Origin of the sequence: Streptomonospora mangrovi, assembly GCF_027604915.1 — a bacterium.
Classification (GTDB): Bacteria; Actinomycetota; Actinomycetes; order Streptosporangiales; family Streptosporangiaceae; genus Streptomonospora; species Streptomonospora mangrovi.
In genome coordinates this window covers 23,046-45,696 of the sequence record NZ_JAJAQC010000013.1, presented here as the reverse complement: position 1 = coordinate 45,696, position 22,651 = coordinate 23,046, and the positions used below count along the sequence as shown (strand labels likewise).

At 73.2% G+C, this 22,651-nt stretch carries 21 protein-coding genes and 1 tRNA gene; 11 read left to right on the top strand and 11 right to left on the bottom strand.

What is annotated here, in order from left to right; all coding sequences use genetic code 11:
• The 6 genes from LG943_RS09830 to LG943_RS09805 all read right to left on the bottom strand — a co-directional run bounded on the left by LG943_RS09830 (position 1) and on the right by LG943_RS09805 (position 5,161).
• Positions 1 to 621, bottom strand: coding sequence for a DUF4446 family protein (locus LG943_RS09830; RefSeq protein ID WP_270071917.1), 621 nt, complete (start codon positions 619 to 621; stop codon positions 1 to 3).
• A 28-nt stretch (positions 622 to 649) separates the two neighbouring features.
• Entirely contained in the window at positions 650 to 1,507 is an 858-nt protein-coding gene (locus LG943_RS09825; protein WP_270071916.1) for a glycosyltransferase, read from the bottom strand.
• A gap of 10 nt (positions 1,508 to 1,517) precedes the next feature.
• Entirely contained in the window at positions 1,518 to 1,874 is a 357-nt protein-coding gene (locus tag LG943_RS09820; protein WP_270071915.1) for an STAS domain-containing protein, read from the bottom strand.
• 183 nt (positions 1,875 to 2,057) lie between these two features.
• Positions 2,058 to 2,591 carry an ATP-binding protein gene (locus LG943_RS09815; protein WP_270071914.1) on the bottom strand — a complete coding sequence of 178 codons (534 nt, stop codon included), beginning with the start codon at positions 2,589 to 2,591 and terminating at the stop codon, positions 2,058 to 2,060.
• 249 nt (positions 2,592 to 2,840) lie between these two features.
• The gene (locus LG943_RS09810) at positions 2,841 to 4,712 is read right to left on the bottom strand and encodes a PAS domain-containing sensor histidine kinase (protein WP_270071913.1); all 1,872 of its coding nucleotides are present in this window, start codon (positions 4,710 to 4,712) and stop codon (positions 2,841 to 2,843) included.
• A gap of 116 nt (positions 4,713 to 4,828) precedes the next feature.
• Positions 4,829 to 5,161 carry a rhodanese-like domain-containing protein gene (locus LG943_RS09805; protein WP_270071912.1) on the bottom strand — a complete coding sequence of 111 codons (333 nt, stop codon included), beginning with the start codon at positions 5,159 to 5,161 and terminating at the stop codon, positions 4,829 to 4,831.
• Between the two features lie 130 nt (positions 5,162 to 5,291).
• Here LG943_RS09805 and LG943_RS09800 point away from each other — a divergent pair, with 130 nt between their 5' ends.
• Complete coding sequence (locus LG943_RS09800) at positions 5,292 to 5,780, top strand: SSI family serine proteinase inhibitor (protein ID WP_270071911.1); 489 nt, start codon at positions 5,292 to 5,294, stop codon at positions 5,778 to 5,780.
• A gap of 303 nt (positions 5,781 to 6,083) precedes the next feature.
• Here the strand turns inward: LG943_RS09800 and LG943_RS09795 are convergent.
• Positions 6,084 to 6,166 (bottom strand) — tRNA-Leu (locus LG943_RS09795).
• Between the two features lie 314 nt (positions 6,167 to 6,480).
• Here LG943_RS09795 and LG943_RS09790 point away from each other — a divergent pair.
• The 8 genes from LG943_RS09790 (at position 6,481) to LG943_RS09755 (ending at position 16,107) form a co-directional block, all read left to right on the top strand.
• Entirely contained in the window at positions 6,481 to 7,242 is a 762-nt protein-coding gene (locus tag LG943_RS09790) for an FhaA domain-containing protein (protein WP_443729148.1), read from the top strand.
• A gap of 259 nt (positions 7,243 to 7,501) precedes the next feature.
• Positions 7,502 to 8,005 (top strand): FHA domain-containing protein FhaB/FipA, encoded by a 504-nt coding sequence (locus tag LG943_RS09785; RefSeq protein ID WP_270071910.1) that lies wholly within the window; start codon positions 7,502 to 7,504, stop codon positions 8,003 to 8,005.
• Positions 8,002 to 9,384, top strand: a complete 1,383-nt coding sequence (locus tag LG943_RS09780; RefSeq protein ID WP_270071909.1) for a Stp1/IreP family PP2C-type Ser/Thr phosphatase — start codon at positions 8,002 to 8,004, stop codon at positions 9,382 to 9,384. Before LG943_RS09785 ends, LG943_RS09780 begins: the two co-directional genes overlap by 4 nt.
• Before the next feature lie 91 nt (positions 9,385 to 9,475).
• Complete coding sequence (locus LG943_RS09775; RefSeq protein WP_270071951.1) at positions 9,476 to 10,849, top strand: FtsW/RodA/SpoVE family cell cycle protein; 1,374 nt, start codon at positions 9,476 to 9,478, stop codon at positions 10,847 to 10,849.
• Positions 10,846 to 12,285 carry a peptidoglycan D,D-transpeptidase FtsI family protein gene (locus LG943_RS09770; RefSeq protein WP_270071908.1) on the top strand — a complete coding sequence of 480 codons (1,440 nt, stop codon included), beginning with the start codon at positions 10,846 to 10,848 and terminating at the stop codon, positions 12,283 to 12,285. Before LG943_RS09775 ends, LG943_RS09770 begins: the two co-directional genes overlap by 4 nt.
• Positions 12,282 to 13,790, top strand: coding sequence for a serine/threonine-protein kinase (locus tag LG943_RS09765; RefSeq protein ID WP_270071907.1), 1,509 nt, complete (start codon positions 12,282 to 12,284; stop codon positions 13,788 to 13,790). Before LG943_RS09770 ends, LG943_RS09765 begins: the two co-directional genes overlap by 4 nt.
• Positions 13,791 to 13,870: 80 nt before the next feature.
• Positions 13,871 to 15,646 (top strand): Stk1 family PASTA domain-containing Ser/Thr kinase, encoded by a 1,776-nt coding sequence (gene pknB, locus LG943_RS09760; protein WP_270071906.1) that lies wholly within the window; start codon positions 13,871 to 13,873, stop codon positions 15,644 to 15,646.
• Positions 15,647 to 15,852: 206 nt separating this feature from the next.
• Positions 15,853 to 16,107, top strand: coding sequence for a cell division protein CrgA (locus LG943_RS09755; protein ID WP_179768507.1), 255 nt, complete (start codon positions 15,853 to 15,855; stop codon positions 16,105 to 16,107).
• Between the two features lie 205 nt (positions 16,108 to 16,312).
• Here the strand turns inward: LG943_RS09755 and LG943_RS09750 are convergent, their stop codons facing one another.
• Both LG943_RS09750 and LG943_RS09745 read right to left on the bottom strand, forming a co-directional pair.
• A complete protein-coding gene (locus tag LG943_RS09750; protein WP_270071905.1) occupies positions 16,313 to 17,188 on the bottom strand; it encodes a rhomboid family intramembrane serine protease in 876 nt (291 codons plus the stop codon).
• Positions 17,189 to 17,202: 14 nt separating this feature from the next.
• Positions 17,203 to 17,730 (bottom strand): peptidylprolyl isomerase, encoded by a 528-nt coding sequence (locus tag LG943_RS09745; protein ID WP_270071904.1) that lies wholly within the window; start codon positions 17,728 to 17,730, stop codon positions 17,203 to 17,205.
• Positions 17,731 to 18,020: 290 nt separating this feature from the next.
• On the opposite strand from LG943_RS09745, the gene LG943_RS09740 reads away from it, so the two are divergent.
• A complete protein-coding gene (locus LG943_RS09740) occupies positions 18,021 to 18,599 on the top strand; it encodes a hypothetical protein (protein WP_270071903.1) in 579 nt (192 codons plus the stop codon).
• Positions 18,600 to 18,795: 196 nt separating this feature from the next.
• Here LG943_RS09740 and LG943_RS09735 read toward each other — a convergent pair whose 3' ends face one another.
• On the bottom strand, positions 18,796 to 19,347 hold the full coding sequence (locus LG943_RS09735; RefSeq protein ID WP_270071902.1) for a DUF1707 and DUF4870 domain-containing protein: 552 nt from the start codon (positions 19,345 to 19,347) through the stop codon (positions 18,796 to 18,798).
• A 452-nt stretch (positions 19,348 to 19,799) separates the two neighbouring features.
• On the opposite strand from LG943_RS09735, the gene LG943_RS09730 reads away from it, so the two are divergent.
• Positions 19,800 to 20,294, top strand: a complete 495-nt coding sequence (locus LG943_RS09730) for an AraC family transcriptional regulator (protein ID WP_270071901.1) — start codon at positions 19,800 to 19,802, stop codon at positions 20,292 to 20,294.
• Between the two features lie 39 nt (positions 20,295 to 20,333).
• On the opposite strand, the gene LG943_RS09725 is transcribed toward LG943_RS09730, so the two are convergent.
• Positions 20,334 to 22,640 (bottom strand): excinuclease ABC subunit UvrA, encoded by a 2,307-nt coding sequence (locus LG943_RS09725; RefSeq protein WP_270071900.1) that lies wholly within the window; start codon positions 22,638 to 22,640, stop codon positions 20,334 to 20,336.
• Positions 22,641 to 22,651: the final 11 nt, after the last annotated feature.

The following is a 22,651-nucleotide window of genomic DNA, read 5'->3' as shown; positions in this document are numbered from 1 at the left end:
CTAGTTGGCGGCCCCCTGCGCCCCGCGCAGCGGCGCCTTGCCCGGGGCGGCGCCCAGGGTGCGCACCGCCGGCTGGTCAGCAGCGGGTTCGGGCGGGGCATCGGGCGCCGGCGGCGCCGCGGGGCCGGCCGCGGGTCCGGCGGGTTCGGCCGGCGCGGGCTGGGGGACGCGCGCCCCCGGCACCTTCCGCGGCGCGGTGGCCGCCGCCGGGGCGTCCTCGCCGGCGACCTCGCTGGGCGCCTGGCCCAGGCGGGCCGCGCGCATGGCGCGGTACTCCTCGGGCGACAGCGCCTCCAGGGCGCGGCCCTTCTCGACGGCCTTGGCGTAGGTGCGGGACTCGGTGCGCCCGTTGATCGAGGTCACCACGACGCCGTCGCCCACCGCGTTGAGCAGGGCGAGGGAGAACGAGCGGGCGCCCGACATCTCCTCAAGGGCGTCGTAGCGCACCACGGCGACGTCGCGCAGCGCGCGGGAGTCGACCCCGCTGCCGTCGGGCAGCAGGCGCTCGATCATGGCGCGGCAGTCCTCGATCGAGGAGCGCGCGGTCAGGTACGCGAAGGTGCCGACCGCCAGACCGCCCAGTCCGGCCAGCACGCCGACAACGACCAGAGACGTAGTCAAGGTAGTAACCACACCGCGAGCCTAACGGCTACGATGCGTCACGGGAACGATACTCTCCGCGTTTCGGGAAACCGGCGCCATGCCGGGCGAAGTTTCGCGAGGCGGCCACCGCCGCGGCGCGCGCCCCCTCCGACACCCGGCGGGCGCCGCGCTCCAGGGCCGGCCCCAGTTCGCGCTCGGCCAGCGCCCGCCCCACGTCGGCGAACTGCCGCGCGCGGTGGGCCTGTGCGCGCAGGTCGGTGCCGGTGGGCCGGTGCGCCAGCGGCACCTCCACCTCCACCACCCGCAGCCCCCGGCGCAGCACGTCGATGGTCAGGCCGGTCTCCACCCCGAACCCGGCGGCGAGCGGGCGGGCGGCCTCGAACGCCGCCCGCGTCAGGCAGCGCTGGCCGTTCAGCGGCTGCTCGGGCTCCCAGCCGGTGGCGCGGCGGATGCCCTCGCGGGCCAGCCGCACGACGAACCCGTGGCCGCCCAGCCGCATGCGCGTGGCGGGGAACAGCGCGATGGTCATGTCGGCGTCGCCGGCGCGCACGGGGTCGACGAGGGGCGCGGCTTCGGCGGCGGTGTCGCCGAGGTCGGCGTCGAGGAACAGGAGGTGGCGCGGGGGGCGGGCGGCGCCGGAGGCGCACTGCTCGATGAGGCGCACGCCCTCGGCGCCGGTGTCCATGGCCGCGCCCTTGCCGCGGTTGCGGGAGTGGCGCAGGACGCGGGCCCCGGCCGCCGCCGCGACGGCGGCGGTGCGGTCGCGGGAGCCGTCGTCCACGACCACCACGAGGTCCACTCCGGGCAGGCGCCCGGCCGCGCGCACGGTGGCGCCGATGCGCCTGGACTCGTCCTTGGCGGGGATGATGACCGCGACCCCGCCGGGACCCGGGTAATCGGTCATCGAAAGCCGCCTATGCGGTGGAACCGGAACCGGCCGCCAGGGGGAGGGCGTCGAGGGAGTCCTGGATGGTGAAGACCGAGGCGAGGCCGGTGACCTCGAGGATCTTGCGCACCGCCGGCTTGGGGGCGACGAGTTCCAGGGTGCCCTTGTGCTCGCGGGCGCGCTTCAGCGCCGACAGCAGCACGCTCATACCGGTGGAGTCGCAGAACTCCACGCCCGACATGTCGACGACCAGCCGCCGGGCGCCGTCCTCCAGCGCGTTCAGCAGCCCGCTTTGTAGTTGCGGTGCCGTATAGAGGTCAATCTCGCCGCGCACGGTGACCACTGCGCAATCGCCCTGAGACTGACTTGAGATCTTCAACTCCACAGTCGAGACTGTAGCGCCCACCAGGAGTGGTGGCCACATCGCCGACGGCGTTTCGCTCCATCGGTCACGGTCTGCGGCCAAGAATCCGGGCTGTTCGCGAGCTACCCGCGGCCTACCCGAAAAGCACGGATCGCGCGGATCGCGCGGGGTGCGCGGCGGCGCGCCCGATCCCCGGGCGCGGCCTCACGCCCAGGTGGCGTGGCTGCGCGCGCTCCACGCGCGGTCGCGCGCGGGGCCGGCGGCCGGGGCGGCGCGCAGGCCCGGCGCGGCGGCGGCCGGCGCGGCCCGCTCCGCGCGGGCGGCGCCCTCGACCTCCAGGACGGCCCAGACAGTGGTGACGGTGTCGTCGACCTCGGTGCCCCACTTGGCGGCGAGGTGCTCCACGATGCCCAGCCCGCGCCCGCCCAGGGCCGACAGCGAGGGGCGGGCCAGCCGGGGCAGGGTCTCGGCCCCGCCGTCGCGGACGGAGACCTCCAGCCAGGCGGCCGCGGCGTTCGTGCCGCCGACCTCCCAGCAGACCTGCACGCACCCCGGCGGGAAGGGGTCGGGCAGCGGCGCGGCGTGGCGCAGGGCGTTGCTCAGCAGTTCGCTGAGGACGATGGCGGCGTCGTCGATCTTGGCGGTCTCGATGCCCGAGGCGCGCAGGTCGGAGCACATGCGCCGACGTGCGCTGGTCACGCTCGACGGAGCGTGCGGCAGCAGTACGTTCCTCGACACGTCCCTCTCCCGTTCGTCGGCGCGTCCGTTCGCAAAGCGGGAGCACGAGCCTGCCGCCCACGTCCCGACCCGGTTGATGCCGGTATTGGTCTGGTCGGTTCGCGGCAAAGTCCTGGTATGCGACCCTGCCAGGGCCGAAATGCCCCGTTCCCCACCCCCGGAAACACATCATCGCCGCTGATGTCAGGTGCGGCGTCCATCGGGGGCGCGCTGCGGGAGGCGTGAGCGGCGCCCACAGCCCTTTAACCGCTATTTGTCCGGCTTGTCGGCTTCGTCGGCGGGCGCCGACTGTAATGTGAATCTCATCCGGGTGCCGCCGACCGCGCGCCGGTGCGCGGTCACCTCGCCGCCCTGGGCGCGGGCCAGCCGCCGGGCGATGTAGAGCCCCAGCCCGATCCCGCCGAACCTGCGGCGGTCGCCGGCCTCGCCCTGCACGAACCGGCCGAAGATCCGCTCCTCGTCACCGGGCTCGATCCCCACGCCCTCGTCCTCGACCGACACCGCCACGCGGTCCTCCTCGACCGCCGCGCTCAGCACCACCCGCCCGCCCTCGGGCGAGTACTTGAACGCGTTCTCCAGCAACTGGCCCACGATCACGTCGGTGGCCGTGGGGTCGCCCAGCGCCGGCGGCAGCCGCTCGGGCAGCTCCAGCAGCAGGGTGTGGCGCGCGGAGAACGGCCGGAACGCGGTGGCGGTGTCGCGCAGCAGGCGCTCGAGGTCGAAGGGGCCGTCGCCGCGCCGGTCGCCCTCGCGGGCGTCGGCGCCCAGCAGCAGGTTCTCGACCAGCCGGGCGAGGATGGCCGAGCGGTCGGCGATGGTGTCCACGGCGGCCCGCCGCGCGCCGTCGTCCAACTGGTCCCAGCGCCGCACCAGCGTGCTGGCGAACCCCTGCACGACCGTGATGGGCGTGCGCAGCTCGTGCCCGGCCGTGGCCAGGAAGAGGTCCTTCTCCTCCTCCAGCGCCTTGGCCTGGCTGATGTCGCGGAAGTCCACCACCCGCTCCCCGGTCTCGGGGATGTCGGTGATCAGGATCTCCAGCCACCGGCCGTTGTCGAGGCGGTGGCGGATGTTCTCACCCTGGGCGGCGGGCAGGGGGAAGGGCGGGTGGCGCCCGACCGCGTCGGCGGCGGCGTAGCCGGTCAGCTCGGCGGCCGAGCGGTTCCACTTGCGCACCAGGCCGCCGGCGCCCAGCACCGCGATCCCGTCGGCGCTGGAGTCGACCACCGCGTGCTCGTGGGCCCGCTGCCGCACGATTTCGCGGTAGGCCATGGCGTTGCCCAGGGCCACCCCCGCGTGGGCCGCCAGGAGTTCCAGCAGCTCCAGCTCGATGTGGCCCACCTTGCGCCGGCTGTAGAGGGCGTAGAGCGCGCCGTAGGGCCGGCCCTGGACGTTGGAGACGCCCAGCGCGATGGTGTGCAGCCCCTCCAGGTCGGCCCAGATGAGGTCGTCGAGGCTGCGGGTGTCGTCGGTGGCCAGCAGCACGGTCTTGCCGCTGCGCAGCAGCTCCCCGAACAGGCTGGATTCCAGCGGCGCGCGGTAGCCGCGCAGGTGGTCCGAAAGCTGGGTGAGGCTGACCAGCCGCAACTGGTCGTCCTCGATGAGCGCGAACCCGCCGGCGTCGGCGCCGGTCAGCTCGGTGAGGCTGTGGGCGATCCGGTCGAGCACGGCGTCCAGGTCGAGGTCGGCGTTGATGTCGGCGACCACGTCGGTGAGCCGGCGCACCAGCCGCGCCCGCTCGGTCATGTGGCTCTGCACCGTGCCGAGGTCCTCGTAGGGGTGGTAGACGGTGGCCCACCCGGTGAGCGCGCCGGCGCCGTCGAACAGGCAGCTTGTGGCGACCCGGACGTCGACCACGCTGCCGTCGCGGCGCAGCCGCCGGCTGACGATGGTCAGCGGCCCGCCGGCGCGCACCCGCTCCAGCACGGCGTGGTGCTCGGCGGTCAGCTCCTCGGGGACCACCGGCAGCGGGGCGCCCACGACCTCGGCGGCGCTCCAGCCGAACAGCCGCTCGGCCGCCGGGTTCCACAGCACCACCCGCAGGTCGGTGTCCACGGCCACGATCGCGTCGGCCGCGCACGCCAGCACGGCGTCGGCACTGGGGAGGGGACGATCGGGGGCCACCTCGACATAGTGCCACCCGCGAGCCGGGCCGCGGCCCGGGTTTGGCCAAAACCCGCCAATCGGGCGGCGGGCCGCGGCGGCGGACTTCTCAGCGGCGGGCGGGGGCTGGATTGGGCTCAGGCGACCCGGGGGTCGGCGCCGGTCTCGCTGACCATGCCGCGCCCGGCCAGCGCCCACGCCTGCATGCCGCCGGCGACGTTGGCGGCCTGCCAGCCGGCGTCGTTGAGAGCCTGCACGGCCTGGGCCGAGCGGCCCCCGATCCGGCAGACCACGTAGACCTGGCGGTCGCGCGGCACCTCGGCGGCGCGCTCGGGGAGCTGGTGGAGCGGGATGTGCAGGGCGTCGGGCGCGTGCCCGGCCCGCCACTCGTCGTCTTCGCGGACGTCGAGCACGAACCCGTCCGGCGGCACGGTGCTGACCTCGACGACGGGCACACTCTCAGCGAACACGCGGGATCTCCTTCGTCCTGGCGGGCCGGCCGGGGCCGCGGGGAACCCGCGCGCGGCCGGCCGTGGCGACCTTGCGTGGCGGCGGCGACACGGAGGGAACCGGTCGGGGCCGCGCCACGTCGAACAGGGTATGCGCACGCTCATTCCGGCGGCCGCGCTGACGGCCGCCGCCCTCCTGGCCGCCGGGTGCGGCGCCGACGAGGTCCGCACCGAGCCCGGCCCCGGGGCCGAGGGCTCCGGCGGGTCCCCGGGCGCCGCCCCGGACACCGAACTGACCATCGACATCACCGCGACCGAATCCGCCGGGCCCTCCGCGGCGCCGGGCGGCTCCCCCTCGCCGTCACCGTCGGCACCCGCGCGCTGGACCCTCACCTGCGCTCCGGCCGGCGGCGACCACCCCGACCCCGAGGCCGCCTGCGCCGACCTGGCCGACGCCGGGGGCGCCGACGCCTTCGCCGAGGTCCCCGACAACCAGCCGTGCACTTTCATCTACGGCGGCCCGCAGGTGGCGCGGGTCGAGGGGCATGTGGAGGGCACGCCGGTCGAGACCGAGTTCACCCGCTCGGGCGGCTGCGAGATCGACCGCTACGACACCATGGGCGCCGTCCTGGCGCCCTGATCCGGCCGCCCGGCCGGGCCGGTGCGGCGGCGTACCGGCACGGCCGCATGTCGCTATACCCGCATACCCGTATACCCCTATATCTGCCTACCCGGTCGCCCGTATATCCGTGGCCCCGCCTACCTCCACGGGCGCCCGCCGCGCGGGAGCGGCGGGGGAATCACCGGGCGACGCCCCGGCGGCGGCCGGAGAAGAGAGGGAGAAGACCCGGGGAAGAGGAGAAAAAGAGATGAGCCCCGCCGCTTGCCGCGGCGGGGCTCATCGGTGAATCTGCGGAGTGTGGGTGCTGAACCCGGTCTCCCGTGGGCGAGGAGGGATTTGAACCCTCACATCCTTTCGGACACACGGACCTGAACCGTGCGCGTCTACCGTTCCGCCACCCGCCCGAGTGACTTGCATATGCTGGCACATACCGACAGTGTGTTCAAAACGTGAGTCGACCACATCTGCGGGTCCGCACCGGCCGCCGGCCTGGTCGGATCCGGGGATCCGGCCTCATCGCCTGGCGACAGACACCAGGCTAGCACGGTCCCGACAGGGGTCGTGCACGGTTTTCCGCCCGCCCCGGAGCTTCGCTCCGCGATCCGGGTCCGGCCCGTTGCGTCCCGATATCCACAGGGAGGGGCGCGCGTGAGTCCAAGGGCGCGGCAACCCGGTTACGATCGTCAGTACATGCGGAGTGGAGTAAGGGAGGTACCTCGTGGGAGTGCTCCAACGCTTCGAGCGCAGGCTTGGAGGCATGATCGAAGGCACCTTCGCCCGTGCTTTCAAGTCCAAGCTCGAACCCGTCGAAATCGCCAGCGCCGTCCAGCGTGAGATGGACGAGCGCGCCGCAATCGTCGCCCAGGGCCGGACCCTGGTCCCCAACGACTTCGTGGTGGAGCTTTCCGCCGAGGACGCCGAGCACATGGACGCCCTGGCCGACACCATCGGCCAGGAACTCGCCAAACTCGCGCGCGACTACGCCACGGAGCAGGGCTACTCCTTCGTGGGTCCGGTGCGCGTGCACTTCAAGTCCGAAGCCGATCTCCAGATGGGCCGGTTCCGGATCCGCTCCGGCGTGATCCGCGGCTCCACCGTCGAGAGCGGCGAGATCCGCACCTCGGTCGCCGACCAGCCGCGCAACCCGGCCGACGCCCAGGGCCACCCCCGGCTGCTGATCTCGCCCGGCGGCGCCACCGCCGAGGGCTCGCCCGCCAGCCAGGGCATGCAGCAGTCGTTCGTCCTCAACACCCAGGTCACCCTGCTGGGCCGGGGCACCGACTGCCACCTGCGCCTTGTCGACAACGGCGTCTCGCGCCACCACGCCGAGATCCGGGTCGAGGACGACGAAGCCGTCCTGGTCGACCTCGGCTCCACCAACGGCACGTTCGTCAACGGCCAGCAGGTCAAGCGCGCGCGCCTGGTCGACGGCAGCCGGATCAGCCTGGGCCGCACCACCATGACCTTCCGTCGGGACTGACCGCCCCGCCAATCATCCGCAACCAAACCCGCTCCCGTGGCGTCACACATGGCAGCGACTCCCACCACCCGTCCACGCGTCGGCCGGGGCCCCGCGGCCCCGGCGGCCCGAACAGGGCGATCGATCCCGATGCATCCCTCCATTGAGATCGTTGGGCTTTTCCGCCACGATCTCCTAGGGTTCGACGCCAGTAGACGCGGTGGCGGCTGACGACGACCGCCACCTCGCCGGAGCACGACAGGGGCTGAAGAGCAGTTCAATGTCCGACTTGACCCTCATGCTGATCAGGATCACGTTCCTCTGCGTGCTGTGGCTGTTCGTGATCATGGCGGTCGGCGTCATCCGCACCGACCTCCTCGGCCCCGCCAAGAGCAAGTCCAAGCGCAAGCGCTCCGAACGGCGCGCCCCCGCCGAGTCCCGTGCCCCGCGCCCCGCACGCTCCCAGCGCGCCCCCAAGGGCCGCCGCAACGAACCGCGCTCCCTCGTGGTCACCAAGGGTCCGCTCGCCGGCACCTCGCTCAACCTGTCCCCCCAGCACCCGATCACCATCGGCCGGGCCAACGACGCCACGCTCGTCATCAACGACGACTACGCCTCGGGTCGGCACGCCCGGATCTTCTCCGACAACGGCCGCTGGATCGTTGAGGACCTCGGTTCGACGAACGGCACCTACCTGGGCCAGCAGCGGCTGACCCACCCCCAGCCAATCTCGGTCGGACAACCCATCCGCATCGGCAAAACCGTCCTGGAACTGCGCAAATGACAATCGCTCTCCGATACGCGGCGTACTCCGACGTAGGATGCCTCCGCGAAGGCAACGAAGACTCCGCCTACGCCGGCCCGTACCTCCTCGCGGTCGCCGACGGGATGGGCGGACATGCCGGCGGTGAGATCGCCAGCGCCATCGCGATCTCCACGCTGATGACCCTGGACGAGGACGTCCCCACGACCGAGGCCATGGTGGGCTCCCTCCAGCAGGCGGTCGAGCACGCCAACAACCTGCTCGCCCAGCGGGTCAAGGAGGAGCCCCGGCTGGAGAACATGGGCACCACCCTAACCGCCATGCTGTGGTCGGGGGCGCGTGTCGCCATGATCCACGTCGGCGACTCCCGCGCCTACCTGCTGCGGGGCGACGAGTTCGGGCAGATCACCCACGACCACACCCTCGTGCAGACCCTGGTGGACGAAGGCAAGATCACCGAGGAGGAGGTCGCCACCCACCCCCAGCGGTCCCTGCTGCTGCGCGCGCTCGACGGCCGCAGCCAGGTCGACCCCGACATCTCCATCAGCGAGGCCCGCGTCGGCGACCGCTACCTGCTGTGCTCCGACGGCCTCTCCGGCGTGGTCAGCACCGAGACCATCCGCGAGACCCTGGCCGCCGAGCGCAACCCCGACGCCGCCGCCCGCCGGCTGATCGACCTCGCCAACCGCGGCGGCGGCCCCGACAACATCACCGCCGTGGTGGCCGACGTCATCGACACCGCCACCGACCCCGGCGGCCCCACCCAGGAGCCCGCGGTCGTGGGCGCGGCCGACCAGCGCCGCGAACCCGTCATGACCCCCGACACCCCCGCCGGCCGCGCCCAGGGGCTCAACCGCGGCGCCGGCGACACCGCCGAGATGGCCCGGATCCCCGCCTTCGAGCCGCCGCCCGAGGAGCCCGACGAACCCGAGCGCCGCACCCGGAGCTGGTGGCCCATGGTCATCGTCTTCGTCGTGATCGTCGCGGTCATCGCGGGCGCGGGCTACTACTTCGGGACCCGCTACCTCAGCAGCCAGTACTTCCTCGGCCCCTCCGAGGACGGCGGCACCGTGGCGCTCTACCAGGGGCTGAGCACCGACGTCGCCGGCTACGACCTCGCCGAGCAGATCGAGGACACCCAGATCCCCATCGACGGCCTGCCCGAGAACGAGCGCAACGCCGTCAGCTCCACCATCCCCCTCGACAGCCGCGGCGACGCCGACGACCGCATCGCCCGCCTGCGCGAAGCCGCCGAGACCTGCGCGGCCGACCCCGACTGCGCCCCCGGCGGGCAGCCCTCGGGCGATCGCCAGGACCAGGGCGGGCAGGGCACCCAGCCCAGCCCGGACCCCGGCGCCGCGGTCGGCACCGCCGTCCAGATCCCGCTGGGAGGGGATTGATGTGACGCTTCCGACCGCGACCAAGCGCCCGCCGGCGGCCGAGGCCCCCACCGCGCTTCCGCCGGTCAAGCGGCGCAACGCCGAACTCGTCATGACGCTGTTCGCGATCGCGCTGACGCTCTACGCCATGATCGAGGCCGGCCTCACCCGCAACAACGAGATGCCGCCCAGCCTGTTCCTCTACGGCGGGCTGTTCGGCGGCCTGGCGGTGCTGGCGCACTTCTTCATCCGGTTCTTCGCGCCCTGGTCGGACCCCCTGCTGCTGCCGCTGGCCACCCTGCTCAACGGCCTGGGCATCGCCATGCTGTGGCGGCTGGGCGAGGCCACCGGCGACACCTCGCGCGCCAGCGCCATGGACCAGCTCATCCTGACCGCCGCCAGCATGGTGGTGTTCGCGGGGATCATCTACTTCCTCAAGGAGCCCCGCACCCTCCAGCGCTACCCCTACATCATGGCGGTGGGCGCGGTCTTCCTGCTGCTGCTGCCGCTGACCCCGCTGGGCAGCGAGATCAACGGCGCCCGGCAGTGGGTGAACTTCGGGTTCACCTCGCTCCAGCCCTCGGAGTTCGCCAAGATCGCCCTGGTGGTCTTCCTGTCGGGCTACATGGTCACCAAGCGCGACGTGCTCGCCCTGGCCAGCCGGCAGATCAAGATCGGCCCGGTGAAGGTGCTGGACCTGCCGCGCATGCGCGACACCGCGCCGATGGCGGTCATGTGGGGCTTCTGCATCATCGTGCTGGTCATCCTGATGAACGACCTCGGCACCTCGCTGATGCTGTTCGGCACCTTCCTGGCCATGATCTACGTGGCCACCCAGCGCGGCTCCTGGATCGTCATCGGGCTCACCGCGTTCTTCGGCGCGTGCGCGGCCATCTACCCGTTCGTGCCGCACTTCCGGGTCCGCATGGTCACCTGGCTCGACGCCTTCCGCCCCGACGTGTTCTGCACCGACGAGGCCATGGCCAACCCCGAGTCCTTCTGCGTGACCTCCGGCAACAGCCAGCAGTTGGTGCAGGGCCTGTTCGCCCTGGCCGAGGGCGGCATGACCGGCACCGGCCTGGGCGGCGGCCAGCCCGGCTACGTCCCCGAGGTCCAGAACGACTTCATCTTCACCGCCTTCGGTGAGGAGCTGGGCCTGGCCGGGATCATGGTCATGCTGATGGCCCTGGCGCTGCTGGTCGAGCGCGGCATGCGCATCGCGCTGGCGTCCAAGGAGCTGTTCATCAAGATGTTCGCCTCGGGCATCTCCTTCCTCATCGCCTTCCAGACGTTCGTCGTCATCGGCGGCGTGACCCGGGTGATCCCGATGACCGGTGCCACGATCCCGTTCGTCGCCAAGGGCGGTTCGGCCCTGCTGTCGAGCTGGATCATGGTCGCCCTGCTGATGCGCATGAGCAACAACGCCCGCAAGCCCGCACCGCAGGCCATCCAGGACGAGGGCGCGACCCAGGTGATCCAGCGATGAACAAGCCCATCCGCCGCCTCTCGATCTTCGCGCTGGCACTGTTCGGCGTGCTGCTGCTGAACGTGTCCTACATCCAGGCGTTCGCCGCCGAGGACCTGCGCGAGCACCCCTTCAACCGCCGCCAGTTCGCCGAGAGCCTCAACACCCACCGCGGCTCGATCATCGTGGGCAGCCAGGAGGTCGCCTACTCCGAGCCCGTGGGCGGCGACAGCGACCAGTACCAGCGCGTGTACGAGAACGGCCAGCTCTACGCCCCGGTCGTGGGCGCGTTCCGCGCCGGCTCGGCCACCGGGATCGAGGCCGCCGAGAACTCCTTCCTCGACGGCTCCCACGAGTCCCTGGCCGTGAACAACTTCCGCGACATGCTCACCGGCGAGGAGCCCAAGGGCGCCGACGTCACGCTGACCATCAACGCCGACGCCCAGCAGGCGGCCATGGACGGCCTTGAGGCGCTGGGCAAGAACGGCGCGGCCGTGGCGCTGGACCCCGCCACCGGCGCGGTGCTGGCCTCCTACTCCAACCCCACCTACGACCCCAACAGCGTGGCCAGCGTCACCGAAACCGACCAGGCGGCCCAGAACTGGACCGAACTGGAGTCGGCCGAGCAGCAGCCGCTGCTCAACCGCGGCCTCAACCAGCGCTACCCCCCGGGCTCGACGTTCAAGATCGTCACCGCCGCGGCGGCCCTGGAGAACGGCGCCACCCCGGAGTCCACCATCGACGCGCCCGAGACCCTCGACCTCGGCGCGCCGCTGCCCAACGCCTGGGGCGGGCCGTGCAACAACGGGGCGCCCGACTCCCTGGCGCACTCCATCGAGATCTCCTGCAACACCTCCATGGCCAACTGGGCGATCCAACTGGGCGGGCAGACCATGCAGGAGCAGGCCGAGGCGTTCGGTTTCAACCAGGGCGAGATGGAAATCCCGATCACGGTCACCGAATCCCTGTCCCCCCTGGAGACCGATCCCAATATCCTGGGCCGGAGCGGGATCGGCCAGGCCAACATCGAGGCGACCCCGCTGCAAATGGCCATGGTCGCGGCGGGCGTGGCCAACGACGGCGACGTCATGAAGCCCTACCTGGTGGAGTCCGTGCAGAACTCCAACCTTGAGGAGGTCGAGACCGCCCAGCCCGAGGTGTACACCACCGCCATCAGCTCCGGGACGGCGGCCGACCTCACCGAGATGATGATCGGCGTCACCGCGGGCGACGAGGCGTCGGGGCCGGGAGCCCAGATCCCGGGCATCGACGTCGCCGGCAAGACCGGAACCGCCGAGACCGCGAGCGGTCCCACGCACAACTGGTTCATCTCCTTCGCACCGGCCGACGACCCCCAGGTCGCCGTGGCGGTCGTGGTCGAGCACGGCGGCGGCAGCGGCGGCACCCTGGCCGCGCCGATCGCGCGGGAGATCATGGAGGCTGTGATCAACGAGTGAGCGACAACGACCCGGGTGTCCCCGACCCCACGGGGGCGGAGTCCCTCGCGGGCACGGTGCTCAGCGGCCGCTACCGGCTGGAGGAGCAGATCGGCTCGGGCGGTATGGGTACCGTCTGGCGGGCCGAGGACACCCTGCTCAACCGCCCGGTCGCGGTCAAGCTGCTGCATCCGGCGCAGATGGCCGAGCCCACGGCCCGCGAGCGGTTCCGCACCGAGGGGCGGATCACCGCCGGGCTGTCCCACCCCGGCATCGCGCAGGTCTACGACTACGGCGAGCAGGACGGCCGCGCGTTCCTCATCATGGAACTCGTGCTGGGCGAGCCGCTGTCCTCGATCCTGCGCCGCAACAGCGGCCTGGAGCCCAGTGTCACCCTCGACATCGTGGGCCAGGCCGCGGCGGCGCTGGCCGCCGCCCACGCGCGCGGGGTGGTGCACCGCGACATCAAGCCGGGCAACCTGCTGGTCACCGAGGACGGCACGGTCAAGCTGACCGACTTCGGGATCGCGCGCGGCAACGAGTCGGTCACCCTCACCCAGACCGGCATGGTCATGGGCACGGCCCAGTACATCTCGCCCGAGCAGGCGTCGGGCCGGCCCGCCACCTTCGCCTCCGACCTCTACGCCTTGGGCGTGGTGGCCTACGAGTGCCTGGCGGGCCAGCCGCCGTTCACGGCCGACACCCCGCTGGCGCTGGCTTTGGCCCACACCCGCGACGACCCCCCGCCGCTGCCCGACCACGTCCCCGACCCCGTGGCCGGGTTCGTGGCCCAACTGCTGGAGAAGGTCCCCGACGAGCGCCCCGGCTCGGCCGGCGAGGTCGCCGCCGCGGCGCAGCGGCTGCGGCTGGGCATGAGCGCCGACCAGGGCGGCGTCACCACCGCCATGGACCTGCCCGACCCCGCCCAGACCATGGTGGCCGGCGGCGCCGCGACCGCGCCGAGCAGGTTCACCCCGGTGGGCGGATACCGCGGCACGTCCGCGTCCGACCCCGCCGGCGGGCAGTCGTCGGATAAGGTTGGCCGGGGCGCCCCGGACAGCCGGCGGGCGAGCCTGCCCATGGTCCTGGCGGCCGTGGCGGCCACCGCGGTGCTGGTCCTGGGCGTGGTCTGGGCCGGACGGCTCTTCGGGGCGCAGGACCCCGAGGCCAACAACGTCCGCAACCCCGACTCCAGCCCGACGGCCACGCCGAGCGACGACGGCGAGCCGTCGCCGCAGGAGAGCCAGACCGTCGAGGAGGACCCCGGCACGGGCGGTTCGGACTGGGGCCAGGACGGCTCGACCGACTACGGCACCCAGCCCGCCTCGCCGTCCGCGCAGCCGAGCACCCCGCCCGCCGAGAACGACGACTCCACCGACGTCCCCCCGGACGAGGACGACACCACGCCCACCCAGGACCCGGGCGGCGAGACGCCGCCGGTGAATCCGCCCGTACCCGGCGACAACGGCAACGGGAACGGCAACGGCGGCGACAACGGCGGCGGAGGGGACACGGGGGAGGACTGACCGCGATGGGGCGGCGGATGACCACTCGCCAGGCGCCGGATTCCCGCGCGCCGCGGAGATGACGAGGAACTGTTCACGACATGTCTCAGCCACGGCTACTCGGTGGCCGCTACGAGCTCGATCAGGTCATCGGGCGCGGCGGCATGGCCGAGGTCTTCCGCGCCCGTGATCTGCGGCTGGACCGCCTGGTGGCCGTCAAGACGCTGCGGCACGACCTGGCCCGCGACCACACCTTCCAGGAGAGGTTCCGGCGCGAGGCGCAGTCGGCGGCCTCGCTGAACCACCCCTCGATCATCGCGGTCTACGACACCGGTGAGGACGTGGTCGACGGCCTGTCGATCCCGTACATCATCATGGAGTACGTCGACGGCCGCACCCTCAAGGAGCTGCTCGACGACGACCGCCGGCTGCTGCCCGAGCGCTGCGCCGAGGTCACCGACGGCATCCTGCGCGCGCTGGAGTACAGCCACCAGAACGGGATCGTCCACCGCGACATCAAGCCGGCCAACGTCATGCTGACCCGCCAGGCCGAGGTCAAGGTGATGGACTTCGGCATCGCGCGGGCCATGAACGACAACCAGGCCACGATGACCCAGACCTCCCAGGTCATCGGCACGGCGCAGTACCTCTCGCCCGAGCAGGCGCGCGGCGAGCGGGTCGACGCCCGCAGCGACATCTACTCCACCGGCTGCGTGCTCTACGAGCTGCTCACCGGCCGGCCGCCGTTCACCGGCGACTCCCCCGTCTCCATCGCCTACCAGCACGTGCGCGAGCAGCCGGTGCCGCCCACCCAGGTCGACCCCGACATCCCGACCTGGCTTGAGGACATCACCCTGCGCGCCATGACCAAGGACCGCGAGGAGCGGTACCAGTCGGCCGAGGAGATGCGCCAGGACATCCAGCGCGGACTCCAGGGGCTGCCCACCGAGGCCCGCACCATGGCCATGGCCGGGGCGGGGGCCACCACCGCGCTGCCGCCCGTGGAGGACCGGCGCGACCGCTACGACGACGACCGCTACGACGACTACGACGACCGCGACGAGGGCATGGGGCGGCGCAACGCCCTGTGGATCCTGCTGGCCGTGCTCGTGGTCGCCGCCATCGGGTTCGCGGTGTGGCTGTTCACCCAGCCCACCGCCGAGAGCATCGCGATCCCCGACGTGGCCGGCATGAGCGAGGAGGAGGCCCGCTCCGAGCTGACCGGCGCCGGCTTCGAGTCCGACGCCATCGAGACCCGGGAGCAGAACGACGAGGAGGTCGCCGAGGGCGACGTCATCGGCACCGATCCCCCGGCCGGCGAGGAGCGCAGCCCCACCAGCACCATCACCCTGCTGATCTCCACCGGGCCGGGCTCCCAGGAGGTGCCCGACGTCAGCGGGCAGGACCGCGACACCGCCACCCAGACCCTGACCGACGCCGGATTCGAGGTCGGCGACACCACCGAGGAGCCCTCCGACTCCGTGCCCGAGGGCCAGGTGATCCGCACCGACCCCCGCGGCGGGTCCAACGCCGACCCCGGCAGCCAGGTGAACCTGGTGCTGTCGTCGGGGCCGGAGCCGGTGGTGGTGCCCGACCTGAGCGGCATGTCCCGCGAGGACGCCGAAGCCGCGCTCAGCGACGCCGGGCTGTCGGGCAACTTCTCCAGCGAGCCCAGCGACGCCGAGCCCAACACGGTGATCAGCCAGGACCCCGGCGCCAACGCCGAGGTCGAGCCGGGCACCACGGTCAACGTGGTGGTGGCCGAGGAGCAGGAGCAGCCCACCACCCCGCCGCCGAGCCAGACCCCGACCACCCCCGGGCAGGAGTCGCCGCCGCCGGGCTGGCCGACCGACTTCCCCTGGCCGCCGGGCCAGTGACCGCACGCCCGCGCCGCCGGGCGGGTCCGCCGCCGCGGACCCGCCCGGCCCGGGTCCCTGATCGACTTGGAGTCCGTCGGCGCAGGTCAGTAGGCTTTCAGTAGCACTCGTGGGTGTTACGGACGTCCCATCCCCACCCGACTGGGCGTAGACTGGAGCATCCGTCACGCGTCCATTCCGGCCGATTCGTTTTTGGAGCAGCGACCGTGCCCAAGTCCCGCAACGATCGCAAGAAGAAGGCCGTCTACACGCCCCCGCCGTCGGCGGCCAAGCCCAAGGTCAGTCCGCGCTGGCTGGCGCCGCTGATGATCGCGTGCGGTGTGTTCGGCGTCTTGTGGATCGCGGTGTACTACATCGCCGGAGCGTCGATCCCCTACATGCGCGACTGGGCGGAGTGGAACCTCGCCATCGGGTTCGCGGGGATCATCGCGTGCATCATCTTGTCCACACGCTGGCACTAGGCGCGTCGGCGCAGGTCGCGGCCGTCCGCCGCGGCTGACATCACCAGCGGTCACCGGTTTGTCCACAGAGTTATCCACAGGCTGTGGGTAGCTCTTCTCGGCATGCCTTGAGGCGGGACGGAACCGCCACGGCCACCGGCACCCGGACGCGGCGGGGGCCGCGGACCCGTGGGTCCGCGGCCCCGCGCGTGTCCAGGAGGGGCGCTCAGGCGCCCATCAGCACCGTCCCGGCCGCGGCACCCGCGACCAGCAGCGCCATCACGCCGGCCGTGGCCAGCGTGTGCGCGAGCGCCTGCCCGCGCCGCCGCTGCGCGCCCGGGCGCCCCGAGCCCGGCGGCAGGTAGGCGTAGGCGGCCGCCAGCAGCAGCCCGGTGACCAGCCCGCCGATGTGCCCGGTCCAGGAGATGTTGGGCACCAGGAAGGTGATCAGCAGGTTCACCGCGAGCAGGCCGACCACGAACCGCGTGTCCAGGCGCAGCCGGCGGCCGATGACGAACACCGCCCCGAACAGGCCGAAGATGGCGCCCGAGGCGCCCACCGACATGGTCTGGGGCACCACGACCAGGCTCAGGACCGAGCCCCCGACCGCGCTGAGCACCCACAGCGCCAGGTAGCGGGTGTGGCCGAGCACGGTCTCGACCTGCTGGCCCAGCACGTACAGGGCCATCCCGTTGAACAGCAGGTGCATGACGCCGCCGTGCAGGAAGGCGGCCGTGAGGAGCCGGTACCACTGGCCGTCGACGACGGCGAAATAGCCCGACATCCCGAACATCCCCACCAGTTGCGGCACGGCGAACTGGGCGGCGAACCCCAGGGCCATCAGCCCCAGGAGCACCCAGGTCACCAGGGGCCGGTCGGCGACCCGCCCCCCGAACACGGTCCGGGCCTGGCGCATGCCGCGCCGGCCCTCGGCCACGCACTCGGGGCAGTGCTGGCCGACCGGCGCCTCGCGGATGCAGTCGGGGCAGATGGGCCGGTCGCACCGCGAGCACCGCAGGTAGGTCTCGCGGTCGCGGTGGCGGTAGCACGTCGGCACGGCCGCGGCACCGGGTCCGGTGCCGCCGGTCGGGGAGGAGGCCATGGGCGCCGGCCGGCCTAGGAGCGCTCGATCTCGACGGAGGAGATGACCACGTCCTCCACCGGGCGGTCCTGGGCGTTGGTCTTGACGCCGGCGATGGCGTCGACGACCTCGGTGCCCGAGACGACCTCACCGAAGATGGTGTGCTTGTTGTTCAGCCAGTCGGGGGCGCCGACCGTGATGAAGAACTGCGAGCCGTTGGTGTTGGGGCCGGCGTTGGCCATGGCCAGCAGGTAGGGGCGGTCGAACTTCAGCGAGCTGTCGAACTCGTCCTTGAACTTGTAGCCGGGGCCGCCGCGGCCGTTGCCCAGGGGGTCGCCGCCCTGGATCATGAACCCGCTGATGACGCGGTGGAAGATCGTGCCGTTGTAGAGGGGCTCGGTGCTGGGGCGACCCGTGGTGGGGTCGACCCACTGCTTGGTCCCCTCGGCCAGGCCGACGAAGTTCTCGACCGTTTCGGGCGCCTGCCGGGCGAAGAGCCTGACGACGATCGTCCCCTTGGTGGTGTTCAGCCGCGCGAGGGGCTGACCGTTGACCTCGGACACCTGGGTGCCTTTCCGTTGTGTTCGCTTGCGCGGTCCACGTTACCCGGCCTTCCGCACGGGGTTCGTGGGCGCGGGGGGTGGCGGGCCGGAGCGGCCCGAAGGGGTGCCTACCGCGCGGGCGTGTCGAACCGGTGCCAACCCGTCGAGCCGGATATGTTGCGGTAACACGTTGATAACGTCGGAAAACGCCGAGTGGGACGGCGTTGTGCCGCACCCGGCGCGGCGCGCGCGCATAGGTCGCGCCGCATCGGGCAAGTGCAACCCAGACGAAGACAGTAAAGGAGGTCACCGTGCCCATGACACTGAAGCGCCACAAGGGCGGCTTCGAGGCTGACGCGGCACTGGCCCGGTTGCAGGAACTCGCACGCGAGTCGTCCGACCGGTTCGCCCCCTACGCCGAGCAGGCCAGGGACACCGCCACGCAGCGCCTGCACCAGGCCCGCGGCTGGACCGCCCCCCGGCTGGAGACCGCCGCCCAGCGGGTCGAGGACACCGTCGCGCCGCGCGTGGCCGGCCTCCTCAACCAGGCCGCGCAGCGCGTGGAGCCCCCCAAGCCCCGCCGGGGCGGGCGGCGCGTCCCCCGCGCCGTGCTCGTGCTCGGTGTCGCGGCGGTCGGCGCCGCCGCCGTCTACGGCGTGGTGCGGCTGCGCCGCGCCGCCCAGGACGTCACCTGGCAGGAGAACCTCGACCAGGCCCGCGAGCAGGTCCGCGAGACCCGCGACCAACTGGCGGCCAAGGCCCGCGACGCCAAGGCCCGGGTGTCGGGCACCGCGTCCGACCTCAAGGCCGACGCCGAGGAGGCCAAGGACACCGCGGCCGCCGGCGGCAAGCAGGCGGCCAGCGACCTCAACGGCCGGGTCAGCAAGTAGCGGACACGGCCGCCCGGGCGCGGACTCCGGCGGGCAGACACGGCGGTGGGGCCCGCGCGGCGGCGCCCGGGGCCCCCCCCGGGGGGGCGCGGGGGGGGGCGGCGGGCGGCCGCCCCGGGGGGGGCCCGCGTGCCGGCGGCGCGCCCCCCACCGCCGTGTGCGGCGCGGGGCCGGCCGGCCCGGCCGGGCCGGCCGGTCAGGTGTCGCGCACGGGGCGCCAGGTCACCGGGTAGCGCCAGGTGCCCTGGGTGAGGGTGACGATCGCGCCCACGGCCGGCAGGAACACCCAGCCCACGACGAGGAACAGGAACACCGCCACCGGCAGGATCAGCCAGCTCAGCATCAGCATGACCACGGAGCCGACCATGACGGTGATCTGGTAGTTGAGCGCCTCGATGATGTGCCGGCGCACGTAGGGGGCGGTGTCGCGGGCCGCCAGCAGCATCAGCAGCGGGCCGAACACCGAGGCGTAGCCGGAGAAGTGCGCGAGCGAGGCCAGCAGGCGCTCGGAGGGGCTGGTGGAGACCTCGGGCGCGGGGCCGGCGGCGCCCGGCCGGGGCGCGCCGCCCCGCGCGGCGCGGTGCTGGGGGACCACGTCGGCCAGCAGCGGCTGGAGGTCGGCCGGGAACTTCGCCTTCATGGCGAGGTCGAGGCGCTCCTCGAACTCGGATTCGTCCAACTGCCCCAGGGCGTAGGCCTCACGCAGCGTCTCCATGGCGGAGTCGCGGTCGGCGTGGGTCAGCCGCACCTGTGCGGCACCGGGGTTCCGGCGTGGGGCGGGGCTCCACCGTCCGCCCGGGGACGGTGGAGACGGCGGTTCGTGCACTGCCACCATCAACTCCTCGACGCAGCTCGACACTGGGCCGCCGCCGAGCGGCGGGTCCTGCCCGTCTCCATCATGCGCGGGGGCCTCGGCGCACGGTATGGGGGAAGCCCCTGAGCCTCCCCTGGTTCGCGGATTCCCACCGGGCCTCGCCTCTTCCACCATATGCGCCGAGTCCCGTGCGGGCACGTGATGTGGCACCCGATCCGCTCTGCGGGAGGCGCGGGCGCGGCCTCGGGGGAGTGCGCATGGCAACGCGTTACCGTGGGCAGTTGTGCAGTGACCTGAAGTAGTTATCGCGCGTGCCCGGTACGCACCCGTCCGGGCCGCGGGCCGGCGCGGCCGGGTGGGCCGGCGCCGTCGAGGGGGGAGCCGTGATGACCGCAGGACCCAGGCACGAGACCCGGGCCGCCCAGCCCTATGTCGCCATCCCGGCCAAGGTCACCGGGCGCGGCCGGGCCGCCGCGCTGGTGGCCGAGGTCCAGGAGTGGCTGCGCCGCAGGGGCGTGGGGGCCGCCGGGCCGCCGTTCCTGCGGTACTGGGTCATCGGGCAGGGCGACCGCGAGCACATCATCGAGGTCGGCGCGCCGGTGCGCGAGCAGGTGCCGGTGGAGGGGGACGGCCGCGTGGTGGCCGGGTTCATCCCCGAGGGCTCCTATGTCACCCTGGCCCACACCGGCGACCCCGAGCGCATCGACACCGCCCACGCCCTGCTCCAGGACTGGGCCAGCGGGCAGGGGCTGGCGTGGGTGAACCGGGGCGAGGGCCCCAACCAGGTGTGGGGCGGGCGGTTCGAGTTCCTGCTCAGCGCGCCGGTGGGGGCGTCCGGCCCGTGCTCGGTGGAGATCTCCTACCTGGTGCGCCCGAGCTGAGCCCGGCCCGCCCGGGCGGCCGCCGGGCGCGGCGGGCGCTCAGGCGGGGCCGCCCGCGAGTTCGCGGCGCAGGTACTCCCCCGTGACCGATCCGGGGGCCGCGGCGAGCGCGGCGGGGACCCCCTCGAACACCACCGTCCCGCCGCGCCGCCCGGCCTCGGGCCCGATGTCGATGACCCAGTCGGCGTTGCGCACCACGCCCAGGTCGTGCTCGGCGACCACGGCGGTGCCGCCGCGGTCCACGATCCGGTCGAGCAGTTCCAGCAGCGCGTCCACGTCGGCGGGGTGCAGGCCGGTGGTCGGCTCGTCCAGCACGTAGACCGCCGCGCCCTCGCGCATGCGCTGGGCGAGCTTGAGGCGCTGGAGTTCGCCGCCGGAGAGCGTGCTGAGCGGCTGTCCCAGGGTGAGGTAGCCCAGGCCGGCCTCGCGCAGCATGCCCACGCCGCGCAGCACGGCCGGGTCGGTGAAGAAGCCGGCGGCCTCGTCGGCGGTCATGGCCAGCACGTCGGCGATGCTGCGCCCGGCCAGCCGCAGCTCCAGCACCTCGGGGCTGAAACGGCCGCCGCCGCAGTCCTCGCACACGGCGGTGACCGGCTCCAGGAACGCGAGGTCGGTGCGGACCGTGCCCCGCCCCCGGCAGGTGGGGCAGGCGCCCGCGGAGTTGAAGCTGAACAGGCCGGGCCGCACCCCGTGGGCGGCGGCGAACAGCCCGCGCACGGTGTCGAGCACGTCGACGTAGCTGCCGGGGGTGGCGCGCGCGGAGGCACCGACGGCCGACTGGTCGACCACGACCGCGCCGGGGTGCTGGGCCGGCAGCGCCCCGGTGACCAGGCTGCTCTTGCCCGATCCGGCGACCCCGGTGACGGCGGTGAGCACGCCGGTGGGGATGTCCACGGTGATGCCGCGCAGGTTGTGCAGGTCGGCGCCGCGCACGGTGAGCGCGCCGGTGGGGGTGCGCACGGCGGGCTTGAGCCGGCGCGGCTCGGTGAGGCGGCGGGCGGTCAGCGTGCCGGCGCGGCGCAGCCCCTCGACGGTGCCCTCGAACACCACGCGCCCGCCCCGGGTGCCGGCGCCGGGCCCCATGTCGACCACGTGGTCGGCCAGGGCGATGAGCGCGCGGTCGTGCTCCACCAGCAGCACGGTGTTGCCCTGGTCGCGCAGCTCCAGCAGCAGGCGGCCGAGCCGGTGCACGTCGCGCGGGTGCAGCCCGGCGCTGGGCTCGTCGAAGACGTAGGTCAGGCCGGTGAGGCCGGAGCCCAGGTAGCGCACGGTCTTCAGGCGCTGGGCCTCGCCGCCGGACAGGGTGGTGGTGGCGCGGTCCAGGCTGAGGTAGCCCAGCCCGACGTCGGCGACGCGGCGCAGCACGGCCAGCGCGGCGGCGAGGACCGGCCGGGCGGCCCGCTCGCGGGGGCTCCCGCCCAGGCCGCGCTCGACGCCCTCCAGTGCGGCGACCAGGTCGGTGATCTCCAGCGCGCACAGGCCGGTGATGGTGTGTCCGGCCACGACGGAGGCGCGCGCCGCCTCGTTGAGCCGGGTGCCGCCGCAGGCGGCGCAGGTGCCCGTCGCGGCGACGCGCTCGACGGCCTCCCGGGTGCGGGCGCCCAGGGAGTCGGGGTCGCGGCGCAGGTAGCGGCGGGTGATGGCGGTGACCACGCCCTCGTACTCGTTCTGGTACACGCCGCGGCGGCTGGCACGTTTCACGCGAAACCCCGACCCGTGCAGCAGCAGGTCGCGCTCCTCGGCGGTGAAGTCGCGCAGCGGCTTGTCGGGGTCGAACAGCCCGGACTCGGCGTAGAGCTGCCAGGAGGCGGTGCCCACGGCCATGGCGGGGAAGCGGATGGCGCCCTCGTTGAGGCTGCGGTCCTCGTCCAGCAGCCGGTCGGTGTCCACGCGGGCGGCGCGGCCCAGTCCCTCGCACTCGGTGCACATGCCCTGGGGGTCGTTGAAGGAGTAGGCCGAGGCGGGGCCGGCGCCGGGTTCGCCGAGGCGGGAGAACAGCACCCGCAGGACGGGGTGGACCTCGGTGGCGGTGCCCACGGTGGAGCGGGCGTTGCCGCTCAGCGGCCGCTGGTCCACCACGACGGCGGCGGTGAGGTTGTCCACGGCGTCGGCGCCGGGGCGCTCGCGCAGCGGCATGCGGTTGCGGACGAACGCCGGGAACAGCTCGTTGAGCCGGCGCTGGGCCTCGGCGGCGATGGTGTCGAACACCACGGAGGACTTGCCCGAGCCCGACACCCCGGTGAAAACGGTGAGCCGGCCCTTGGGGACGCGCAGCGAGACGTCCTTGAGGTTGTTCTCGCGGGCGCGGACGACGGTGATGGGCGCGGCGGCGCGGTCGGCGGTCACGGAGGCTCCCC